7 protein-coding genes, 2 tRNA genes and 1 pseudogene are annotated in these 10,547 nt (G+C 53.0%); 6 read left to right on the forward strand and 4 right to left on the reverse strand.

Features of this window, described 5'->3' with window-relative positions; all coding sequences use genetic code 11:
• Positions 1 to 265 precede the first annotated feature (265 nt).
• Positions 266 to 493 (reverse strand): annotated as a pseudogene (locus EAW56_RS10335) (IS256 family transposase); the annotation flags it as partial.
• Between the two features lie 226 nt (positions 494 to 719).
• A complete protein-coding gene (locus EAW56_RS10340; RefSeq protein ID WP_167457427.1) occupies positions 720 to 2,063 on the reverse strand; it encodes an APC family permease in 1,344 nt (447 codons plus the stop codon).
• Positions 2,064 to 2,334: 271 nt separating this feature from the next.
• Here EAW56_RS10340 and EAW56_RS10345 point away from each other — a divergent pair, with 271 nt between their 5' ends.
• The 4 genes from EAW56_RS10345 (at position 2,335) to EAW56_RS12615 (ending at position 7,883) form a co-directional block, all read left to right on the forward strand.
• Entirely contained in the window at positions 2,335 to 3,141 is an 807-nt protein-coding gene (locus tag EAW56_RS10345; RefSeq protein WP_167457428.1) for an ATP-grasp fold amidoligase family protein, read from the forward strand.
• Positions 3,142 to 3,215: 74 nt separating this feature from the next.
• The gene (locus tag EAW56_RS12610; RefSeq protein WP_147453284.1) at positions 3,216 to 4,403 is read left to right on the forward strand and encodes a hypothetical protein; all 1,188 of its coding nucleotides are present in this window, start codon (positions 3,216 to 3,218) and stop codon (positions 4,401 to 4,403) included.
• A 175-nt stretch (positions 4,404 to 4,578) separates the two neighbouring features.
• Positions 4,579 to 5,529 carry a UTP--glucose-1-phosphate uridylyltransferase gene (locus EAW56_RS10355; protein ID WP_122086444.1) on the forward strand — a complete coding sequence of 317 codons (951 nt, stop codon included), beginning with the start codon at positions 4,579 to 4,581 and terminating at the stop codon, positions 5,527 to 5,529.
• A 449-nt stretch (positions 5,530 to 5,978) separates the two neighbouring features.
• The gene (locus tag EAW56_RS12615) at positions 5,979 to 7,883 is read left to right on the forward strand and encodes a hypothetical protein (RefSeq protein WP_147453285.1); all 1,905 of its coding nucleotides are present in this window, start codon (positions 5,979 to 5,981) and stop codon (positions 7,881 to 7,883) included.
• A 53-nt stretch (positions 7,884 to 7,936) separates the two neighbouring features.
• On the opposite strand, the gene EAW56_RS10370 is transcribed toward EAW56_RS12615, so the two are convergent.
• A tRNA-Asn gene (locus EAW56_RS10370) sits at positions 7,937 to 8,012 on the reverse strand.
• 128 nt (positions 8,013 to 8,140) lie between these two features.
• Here EAW56_RS10370 and EAW56_RS10375 point away from each other — a divergent pair.
• Positions 8,141 to 8,214, forward strand: a tRNA-Ile gene (locus EAW56_RS10375).
• A 63-nt stretch (positions 8,215 to 8,277) separates the two neighbouring features.
• Here EAW56_RS10375 and EAW56_RS10380 read toward each other — a convergent pair.
• Entirely contained in the window at positions 8,278 to 8,715 is a 438-nt protein-coding gene (locus tag EAW56_RS10380; protein WP_122086449.1) for a hypothetical protein, read from the reverse strand.
• A gap of 367 nt (positions 8,716 to 9,082) precedes the next feature.
• Here EAW56_RS10380 and EAW56_RS10385 point away from each other — a divergent pair, with 367 nt between their 5' ends.
• Positions 9,083 to 10,423 carry a hypothetical protein gene (locus EAW56_RS10385; RefSeq protein WP_147453286.1) on the forward strand — a complete coding sequence of 447 codons (1,341 nt, stop codon included), beginning with the start codon at positions 9,083 to 9,085 and terminating at the stop codon, positions 10,421 to 10,423.
• The last annotated feature ends 124 nt before the right edge of the window (positions 10,424 to 10,547 follow it).

Consider the following 10,547-nt stretch of genomic DNA (forward strand, 5'->3'; position numbering starts at 1 on the left):
GAACACCAAACGTCTTCACGAGGCGTTGGACTACGCCACCCCACAAGAAGTAGAAACCGAGTATTATCTCACCGAGCCCATCAACACAGGGCCGTAAAAGAAGCGGAACCAAACCCAGGACGCTTCAGACTCCTTTGGCAATGCCGCGTGCCCTGCAGTCACGCGGTCACCAAAGAGTTCCCCCGAAAACTGCAGTGTTACTCGATACTCACCATCGCGTTACCCGATACTCACCACGGTGTTACTAAATGCACGCGCGCAACACTTTGGTCTTGCGGTCGGAATGTCCGTAGCCCAAGTGCGCATCCATCTCCGCCTGTAGACCAGCGTTGATCGATGCTTGTGGCAGGCCCTTGACCAGCTCGCTTGCATCATCAGCGGAAGCCGACAGCTCGCTAATCAAGCTGGCAAGCTCAGGATTTTCCATCAGCTTCTCGCTGATCTCGTTGACCCTCGCCGGGTCATGGCTTTTCTTCGGTGACACCGTAGTCATTATCGGTGAAACTCCTTCTAGATCAGAGTCTCACACACAAACTTCCTGACACCCTCCCAAAAAGCTACTAGACATCCTGCCCGAAAACCTCCTGGACTCCTTATCCAAAAAGTCCCTAGACATGACATGTCTAGTCTTGCCTTCGCTGCGGCAGGAACTAGACAAAGGATGCATCATGTGCATGACGTCATTAGACCATAGACTTGCTAGAAATATCTGAGGCTCTCTAATCTTCTGAGGGGAGAGCATTGCGAGTGTAAAAAACGAAAAAACTAATCGCTATTCCAGTCCAAACAAGTAGTGCAGTGTAAGATTCCTTACCGAGAGACGCTGGCGTATTGGGCAGCAGCAAAAGTAATAGGAAACCTACGGATAGGGTGCAACCTATAAAGCCAGAAATAAGGTATTTTCCGTTCCAACGTTTGCCGGTCTTGCTTTCGTAATGCTGGCGTAAGCCCATCTTAAGAACGAAGAATGAAGTGTAAAAATAGGCCAAGCTAATTCCAGCGCTTGACATATCGACAATCCAAGATAGCGCAGCTCGTCCGAACCATGGCGTGATTAGACACACTCCAGCAACGAAATAAATTGCGGTGGAAGGTATTAGATCGGTATTCGAAACCTTGTTAAACCTAGTCGGAACGAGTCGAGAGCGACTCATCGTAAACAAGACTCTGCTTGACGCCGCATAAAATCCGTTGAGTCCAGTCAGTACTCCCGCGGTCACGGCTATCAGCATTAGGGCCAAACCAGAGTTGCCCATTTGTGAGGAGATAGCGACGGCAGGTGGCCAAGCTTCAGTTTCAAAAAGCTGGTAGTCTATGCCGACACTTACCGCTGTGCTGAAGGTCATTAGAATGTACACAGCCGTGGCCGCACCGATGCTGAGGAAGATCAGACGTAAGACTCTGGAAGCTTGAAAATCAAATTCGCCTGCCAGCTGGGGGATCGAGTCGAATCCCACGTAGGCCCACGGTGCAAAAGCGACAATCACGGTGACCGCGTCTAGCGGACTTTGGGATTCGCCGAATGGGGCCAAGAGTATTGGGTGTTGATCCTGAAAGTAGAGACCCGACGAAATGGAAATAATGATTACCGAAATAATCAAGGCGTAAACCGAGAAAAGTTGAAACCTCCCGGAGAGGCCCGCCCCTTTCGCATTCAAATACGCAAATGTAAGTATCAGGAGAGACGAAAAAAGTACCTCTGGTAGATAGACTGTCCAACCTGCCACCTCGTATAGGGGAAAAGTCATTGAATATTGTGGCGCAGTCGCGCGCAATATGAGTGTGGCTGCAGAAGCGTTTAGGGCGACGATGGACGTGTACCCGAGCATTAAAGCGGATCCGGCAACGAATGCGTGCGTGCGACCTAGCGCCGACATCGCAAAGGCGACGCCTCCCCCTGTTACTGGCATGGCGCGAACGGCAATTCCATAGTTGAAGCCAATTATCGACATAAGGAAACCGCCTACTATGAATCCAATGGCGGTACCGGCCCAGCCAGCGGACTTGATCCAATCAAAAGGTAAAATAAACGCACCCCAGCCGACCGCGGCCCCAAAAGCCATTGCAAAAATCCAGGATGGCTTATACGTCCTCTTTAGTGTACTCGAGGTCATAGTTTTCTCGCTTTTCAATTTTGCAATAGAAACTTTTAAAATCGACTACTTGCACTTCAGTGAATAATCTAACTATATCGTCGGCGTAGGCACTACGACACCAATAGTCGAAGGGCCAAGAACAAAAGTTGCCTGCAAGCCGGTAGACTGCTGTTCCGCGGGTCTCGTTACAGTAATTCGCCCGCCAAAGCTTTTATTCTAACTGTGAAAAGGAGTGCAAGTGACAACCTGGGTAAAAAAGGTCGAGGAAAGGCTTAACCACACCGAAAAGAACGTTCCCTGGTGGGTTAATGACAAGGCAAAGCTCCACACCTTTTGTCAAGAGAATGAGATTCCCATGCCGAGACTTTACAAGTATTGGGACACTCCCGAAGAGCTTGTATCTTTGGACGAGCTTCCGTCGAAATTTGTTTTAAAGCCCACCGTGATGCATTCCAACTGGGGGGTTCAACTTTTGGAGCGACGTGAGAATGGGCGGTATTGGGATTCTTTGAACCGCCGGGAGTATGGTCTAGAGGGAATTAAGCTTGTCCAAGAAGAAGCGTACTCCAAATGCAACTACAAAGGTCAGTACAAGCTAATGGCGGAAGAATTCGTAGAAAGTCCCGATCCGAAGAAGCCTGTGCCCCTGGACTACAAAGTCTATTGTTTTTATGACCAGCCTTTGTTGATACAGCAAGTGGATAGAAATAGCGGTCGAGATCGGCACGTGTTTTTTGATGGTGATTTTAATGAACTGCCGCGTAAGGGGTACGTGGAGAGTGATTGGAAGCATATCGACTATGGAGAGCCTGTGATTCCGGCAGATCCGGACGCGCTTCTCGATGCGGCAGTCAAAACTACGGTAAAATTGGGAACTCCTTTCATGCGTGTTGATATGTTTCATGGTAAACAGGGGACTGTTTTGGGAGAGCTGACCCCCGCGCCTGGACCGTTGTACTACAAGAAAATTATGTGGCTTAGCGAGTCTTTCGACTTAGAATTGGGATCCGCTTGGGTCCGGGCAGAGGCACGAACGGGACAATGAAGTCGATCTTGGGCTAGGAATTCTAAGTCTAGGGACGAAAAGCTGCTTCACATTGTAACTTTGGAGGGTTCGCCATGATCTATTCACCTAATCGAGTCGTATTACCGGACACCGGGAATTTTAAAAGAGTTCCGCCCCGGAAACCTGCTGATCGTCAGAGTAACTATCTAGAGAGATTTGACTTCGACACCATCTTTTCTGACGTATTCATCCAGGATGGGCGTGTTTGGATGATTGGGCCGCCGTTTCTTAATCTTGAGTCGGAATTGCGCGCCTCGACTTTTAAATGGAATTGGGTCGACGTTTCTCCTGACGTTAAGTTTGAGAACCTAAATCGGATGTCAAGGGCATCGTTTCCCGTTAGCTTCGATAACGGCATCCTTGAAATTGAGGGTTCCCTTGGGTACTGGCGCCTTGATGTGGATACTCCGCCGGTTCGGCAATATGAAAATGCAAATATTCTGGTGACCCAACAACAAGATAACCGGCTCGAATGGATCGCCTACTGGGCGTTTTATAATGCACAGGTCAATGGGGTCAATGCAGTCGTTCTTTATGACAATTGCAGCGAAAACTACTCCCCAGAAATGTTGGACCAGGTCCTGTCGCGTGTGCCGGGAATTGAGCACCATATCGTTGTTCGGTGGGACACCCCCTTTGGTGCCACGGGTGGTCCAAACAATGTTTGGGATTCTGATTTCGGGCAGCATATCTCTTGGGAGCATTGCCGGAGGTCTTTTGCGAGTGGTGCGCGTACTGTTTGCGTAATCGACATTGATGAGCTTCCCATTTGCCCTAATGGTGAAAAGCTTTCAGAAAAACTGACTGCGTCAACGAAACCGGCCTTACACTTCAAACGGCAGCCAATACGTCAGTACGCGAACCGGGTAAGCTGCGTAGACCTCCGAGCGCATGAATGTTTTTCTTTAGGAGAGACTAGAGGTGCCTGGTTGGCAACCAAGTTCATTTATTCGCCTAACCGTATTCCTGATGACGCACAGCTCCTCGTACACAGAATACGGGGAATCGAGCAAGATGCTGAACCAGAGGAAGAGGTTTTCGCGGGGCACTTTGATGGAATTCGTGTGCGGTGGCGTCGCGACGAAAAGCAACCTATTCCGCTTTTTAAAAATCGAGAAGACATCGTTGAATCAGCGGAGCCAGTCGATTCATTTGACACAGTATTTGACGATTTAGCAGGTCAATGGAACTCGCTTAGCCACGATCTAATGAAATTCTTCGAGCGCCAAAAAAATAGTTGAGCCCCATCTGCAGCAAAGCGACCATCACTTACTCCTCTCTTCCTACCACTGCTTCAGTTTTCCTAAGTCGTAGAATGTGGTTTGGTTCCACTTATACTTTGCCGTGATTTACCATTGGACGTCGCGCCCTTGCTTTCGCTTAATATCGGGTTCGGGCGATGTAGGCTCGATATTTATGCGGACTTCTAGCGAAACGACACCCGCGTCTTCCCAGGGCGCGGTTAAGACGGTTGTGGTGCCGGCGGCGGGCATGGGTACCCGCTTTTTGCCCGCCACGAAAACTGTGCCGAAGGAGCTTCTGCCGGTGGTGGATACTCCCGGCATCGAGCTTATCGCCGAGGAGGCTGCGCAGCTAGGTGCGCAGCGCCTGGCAGTGGTGGTCGCGCCCCAGAAGGAAGAGATCATGGCGCACTTCGGCGAATTTACCACCCTGCGTGAAACCCTCGCCGCGCGTGGCAAGGACGAGCAGGTGACGAAGGTTGCGCGCGCTGCCGATCTCATCGACGCGATTTCGGTATCTCAGGCTAAGCCGCTGGGCCTGGGTCACGCTGTTGGCTGCGCGGAGGTCGCGCTCGATGTCGGTGAAGATGTCGTTGCTGTGATGCTGCCGGACGATCTGGTGCTGCCGGCGGGCGTGATGGAGAAGATGGCCAAGGTCCGCCAGGAGCTGGGCGGCTCGGTGCTGTGCGCGTTTAACGTCAACCGTGATGAGGTGTTTAATTACGGCGTGTTCGATGTTGCGGACGCAGATGCCGAGGTTGAGGGCGTTGAGGTCAAGCGGGTACGCGGCATGGTGGAAAAACCTGCTGTAGAAGATGCCCCGTCGACGCTTGTGGCAACGGGCCGCTACCTGTTGGATCGGGCGATCTTTGATGCCCTGCGCCGGATTGAGCCCGGCAAGGGTGGTGAGCTGCAGCTGACCGATGCGATTGAGCTGATGATTACTGAGGGCCACCCCGTGCACGTGGTGGTGCACGACGGCAAGCGCCACGACCTTGGTAACCCGGGCGGCTACATCCCGGCGAATGTGGACTTTGGCCTGCGCAACGAGAAGTACGGTCCGGCGCTCTACACTGCGCTGAAGCAGATTATCAGCGACTTCGAAGCCGAGATTGCGAAGCAATAGCGTATTTGTGCAGATTGTCCGAGAGATAGTGCTAAGAAGCCGGAGCGCTCTGATCGGCGGGGTATAATCGCGTGAATTTACGCGACAGGCATTTCCTTTTGGCCCACAGTCGAGAAAATTTTCGAGGCAACCTCAACTGAGGGGCTTTGATGACGGAGCTAATCTACGTAATCGCGACTTCAAGTTTATGGTTCCAGTTTATCCATGATCGAGTGCTTGATGCGCTGTAGTGTCTCGAGGGAGATTTGTTGGAGTTAAGAGCTGCGTGAGCTATTCAATGCCCAGGTATCCACTTCCTTAGCAAAAATGGCAAAATTTGGTGTTGGTGAGTTGCCAGAGAGCAATAGAGTCGCGACGAAAAAGTGTACAAAAGCTACGTCTCAGGGGCATCGGAAGCTGTAGGGAATGGGCGCATGCGGTGCGTAGATCCCCGAGGTTAGACTATGAGCATGGAATCGAAGGATACACCGTTCAGCGGTGGTTTCGTCTTAGCTGAACAAGATTTTGGAACAATAGGTCACTTCGATAAAGCACAGTTGCCTAACGGCCTCTGGTGGTGGAGTGATCATTTTGTTCCCGAGGAACAAGCCACTTTGGATAGCGGAGACTACCTGGTTATCCGGGGGCACTGGGCTGTGGCGTCGACCGAAGGTGCCAGTGATCATTCCGCCGAACGACTTCTCCACCTGGCTCAGCAATCTATCGATGCTTTTGAAGATGAGCTCGACTTCATCTGTGGCAGATATGTCATAGTTCTCCACGTTGGCGGTACTACCTGGCTTTATAACGATGCGATTGGCAACAGGACTGTCTACTATTCCTCAGATTCGGCAGTAGCGGCTTCTCACTTGCACCTCTTGAATTCGATTGCGCCGCATGAATTGATCTCCGAATCGCTGTCGGATGCGGTGGTGGCCGATTACCAGTGGGCAGCTGACCTCACTCCGTACAAGTCGCTCAAACATTTGCTGCCGAATCATAAATTGGAATGGGAAGCCGGTAGCAGTAGTCGCTTTTATCCTCGTCGACCTAATCCATTCCTCAACTGGAGCGCTGAAGCTAAATACGCTGAAATAGAACGTGTTTGGCGTGCAGCTCAGCGCCAGTCTTTTGAGCGGTATTCAAACGTCGCGTTTTCCATTAGCGGTGGACTGGATAGTCGACTTGCTCTCGCAATGGCTAAACCGTATTGGAGCCAAATAGTTGGGTATACCTACGGGTTAGAGAGACGGGAAGGTAGCAAAGCTCAGAGGACATCGTTTTATGGGCGCGTGATGGAAAATGATGATTCGATTGCTCATCAGATCCATGCCGCTTGCGACCTGAAAAACCATGTGTTCATAGACCTTGAGGCGCTTGAAAGTGTTGATTTTAAGTTAAGCGAGCTTTTACGTCAGAACACGGTTGGGTTTCACGGAAACCGTTTAGTTGCCAGCTACCGGAAGCTTTTTGAAGGAGATTGGCTTAACGCGCGAGGCAACGCCATCGAGCTTTCTCGGAACGGAAATGCAGATATGGCATTCGGCGCGTTGGCCTCAAAATGCCAAGCAGATTTCCCGGTGGATGTGACAACGCGATTGAAGGCACTTGGATTCGACTCTCAGCTTCACGGATATGGCCGATACAAGTTGGCATACTGGGAATTCCGCCACGGAAAGTGGTTGGGGGAGATCCACAATGAGCTCGATGCTGCATTTGATACCTGGGTTCCTGGTGGCATCCGCCGATTGGTTGATCTCATGTCTGCGTTCGATGAAAGGGAAGTGAGAAACGGCCTTGTCGTTCGGGACTTGATCGAGAGGAACGCTCCCGAACTGAACCGATATCCGGTGAACTCCCAGAAGACGCTTTACCAGGAATGGCGCGATCTCAAACAAGAGCAGCTGGCCAATGACTCTGGGCGTTCGCCACTTTCTGCGAAGGTTGTCAACTCTGCAGGAAAAGAGGTCTGCGATGTTGAAATCCGGAAGTCATTCCGAATGCCGGCAGCGGAGTTGCGCCGGGGCAACCGAATGCTTGTGCATCTGCACTCGGTAAAAGTGGGCGGAACTCTCTGTTTCAGGGTGCACCAGCCTTATGCGAACCCGTCCGCAAAGCAGTACATGGACCTTGCTGTGTTAGTCAATGGGGAACGGATGTTTAGCATCGATGGAGCCGAATACAGCGGGCCGATAAACTTTTCTATCGACAACCTTGTCCCAGGTGACCGGGTTGATCTGGAGGAAACTTTCTTAAAGGACCTGCCCGGGTCGGACTCGTGGGCAAGGGCTACACGGATGGGAGTGTCGGCGATCAAGTTTTACCGGCAAAAACCGACGGGGGAGCGGTCGATTCGACACGATCTGCCTAAGTAGGTCCTCGTTGCCGGTGGAGTAGAGATGTATTCTTCAATAGATACTGAAGCGGATGGCTCCTCCAACTGGGCTCGAACCAGTGACCCTTCGATTAACAGTCGAATGCTCTGCCAACTGAGCTATGGAGGAATGCGTGCGCCTTAGCTTACGTGGCGGGTCCTGAGAACAAAAAATTGGTGGCGCCAAAAAACGAGCAGGCCGACAGAAGAGCGACGCAGCCGCCAAGGTATAGTTTCCTGAGCGGGTAACTCGCTGGAGGGGCTATAGCTCAGTCGGTTAGAGCCGCGGACTCATAATCCGCTGGTCGCGGGTTCGAGCCCCGCTGGCCCCACACATAGCCGGTGGCCGGAACCATGATTGGTCCGGCCACCGGCGTTTTGGTGTCAACCCTTGATTAGAACCCGGGGAAGAGGACCCGGTTCGTTTTGCCAACTTGGATCAGGGCCATCTTAATGGTGTCAAAGACGAAGAGGTCTCCACCCGGTGCCGCGAAGACGGTGGCGCCGCCGCCGTTACGGACAGACATCGGGCTGAGCTTCTCCGGGGGCTGGGTGAAGCCCTGGTTCCAACAAAGCTCGCCGACCCAGCCCTTTTCCACCTTGATGGCCGGAATGAGCTGCTGCGGCGGATTGCATTCCGGGTGAGCGGGGCGAGCGGCGTCGGAAACACACAGGGTGGTGTGGGAGGTGGGGTAGTCGTAGATCTCGCAGCGGACGTCGCCGCCTTGGTTGGAGTAGGTGTGCGTGGAGGCTTGGGCGGCGGGTGCGGCGAAGACCGCGGCGGCGAGGGTGGCGGCGCTGATGGCGAGGGCCGCGTGTGTACGGGATTTCATGGCTTGCTCCTAGTGCGTCGACAGGTCGTGCGGATGTATGGCACGTGTCACTGAGGGTAGTGGTGAGTGAGGGAGCTGGCAAGCGTGGATAAGCGAGACGACCCGGGCAACGCGAAATCCCCGCACTCCGTCTGAACTGCTTATCTAACTGGGCTCGAAGCAGTGACCCTTGGATTGCTACCTAAGACGCACGCTGAGTCCCTGTTGCGGAAGGATTGCGGGGACGGAGACTACTGACGGCGATCTCACAGAGCACTGCGGCTGGGTACAAGTTTCGATGAGGTGAAGTGAAGTTGGATATCTACGCCCACCCCTGACCGGATACTATAAAACTAGGTACTGAAAGATTTTGTAGGGATTCGGTGACATGTCCGAGAAGTTCTCAATTGAGTCGGATGCGATTTCGTTTACTCCAGGCGAAGGTGGAAACTTCACTCTGACTATGCGATCAGCAATGGGACGCTTGGTCACGGTGTCAAAAGAGGGGCAGGGGCAGGATCCGGTGGTTGACGGCGATCCCGAGCTAGCGCAGTCGCCAGCTATTGTGAACGCCCTCTGGCTGGCTGCTGTTGCTCAGCAGGAATTCAACGATTTGGTGCTCCAAAAGGAGAAAGTGATAGCCGACATCGAAGCTGGGGTGGCACTTGATGGCGGCCTCCTTACGCCGGATGCACAGCGGAAAATAGTCGAGGACTCGACAAAGACCGCCACGAAGGATTACGAGCGAAAATTCAAGGAACTTGTTAAACAGGCGAAGGAGGCTGCGAAAGCAGCCACGGGGCTTGGTGATCTCGTAGATTCCCTCGACGGCACTGGGGAAGAAGAGTGGTGTTCGCACTGCCTCGCCAAGACTCAGCACCAAAAGGCGTCGGACAAATCGCTTTACGTGTGTGCGTCGTGCGGTGCGGCAACTATGAAATGTAGCGCGATTGGGTGTGACCATTTTGCAGTGGCTGATCTCCGGCCAGTTCCAGTCCCTGTGTTTTGCGCAGAGCACACCCATCGCGTGCCAGATTTTGAACGCATCGATCACCGAATCGAAAACCTCACACAGTGGCGGGAGCTCCGCGAGTTTAAGGCTATGCACGTAGCGCGGGCTGCAAAGCTGTCTGCCACGGCTGTAGCAACGTTGGCGATTGGCGCGTCAGGTGGGCTCGCACTCGCGCCTATGGTGGGCAGTGCTGTTGGTACGACTGTCTTGGGGCTATCAGGTGCTGCTGCAACAAACGCGGGTCTTGCGGCGCTGGGATTCGGGTCCTTAGCCGCCGGTGGGCTGGGTATGGCCGGGGGCAGTATGGTTGTGGCCGCTGCCGGTGGTCTTTTGGGGTCAGCGTTTGGGGTGCAGGCGTTGAACTCTTACCTGGGTGAGGACAATTCTTTCGATATTCGGCGGGTGCGAAAAGGAGATGGCACACCGGTGCTCATAGCCCGTGGGTTCACCACGGAAAAGGATCCAGATTGGCGCAAGGAAGTAAAAGCGGTCGAATCTGCCTACCCCAATTCACCCATCTACCTCGTCGAATGGGGTAGCAAAGAACGTCGGGAACTTGTGTCCTTTCTTTCTCCAGGTGCCGGTGCAGCCGGGGGAGCTGCGCTTAAGGGAGTGGTTAAGCGTGCAAGCAAAAAGATTGCTAGGCGTGCTAACCCCGTAGGCCTAGCGATAGGCGCGGTGGATCTCGTGTCCAACCCATGGCATACCGCAGTCTGAAGCGTCCTGGGTTTGGTTCCGCTTCTTTTACGGCCCTGTGTTGATGGGCTCGGTGAGATAATACTCGGTTTCTACTTCTTGTGGGGTGGCGTAGTCCAACGCCTCGTGAAGACGTTTGGTGTTC

It is taken from the genome of Corynebacterium gottingense (assembly GCF_003693265.1).
GTDB classification, from domain to species: domain Bacteria; phylum Actinomycetota; class Actinomycetes; order Mycobacteriales; family Mycobacteriaceae; genus Corynebacterium; species Corynebacterium gottingense.

Coding starts and splice junctions, on each gene's coding strand:
- EAW56_RS10340 (WP_167457427.1), bottom strand. CDS start 2,063: ATGGCTTTTGGGGCCGCGGTCGGCTGGGGTGCGTTTATTTTACCTTTT.
- EAW56_RS12610 (WP_147453284.1), top strand. CDS start 3,216: ATGATCTATTCACCTAATCGAGTCGTATTACCGGACACCGGGAATTTT.
- EAW56_RS10355 (WP_122086444.1), top strand. CDS start 4,579: ATGCGGACTTCTAGCGAAACGACACCCGCGTCTTCCCAGGGCGCGGTT.
- EAW56_RS12615 (WP_147453285.1), top strand. CDS start 5,979: ATGGAATCGAAGGATACACCGTTCAGCGGTGGTTTCGTCTTAGCTGAA.
- EAW56_RS10380 (WP_122086449.1), bottom strand. CDS start 8,715: ATGAAATCCCGTACACACGCGGCCCTCGCCATCAGCGCCGCCACCCTC.
- EAW56_RS10385 (WP_147453286.1), top strand. CDS start 9,083: ATGTCCGAGAAGTTCTCAATTGAGTCGGATGCGATTTCGTTTACTCCA.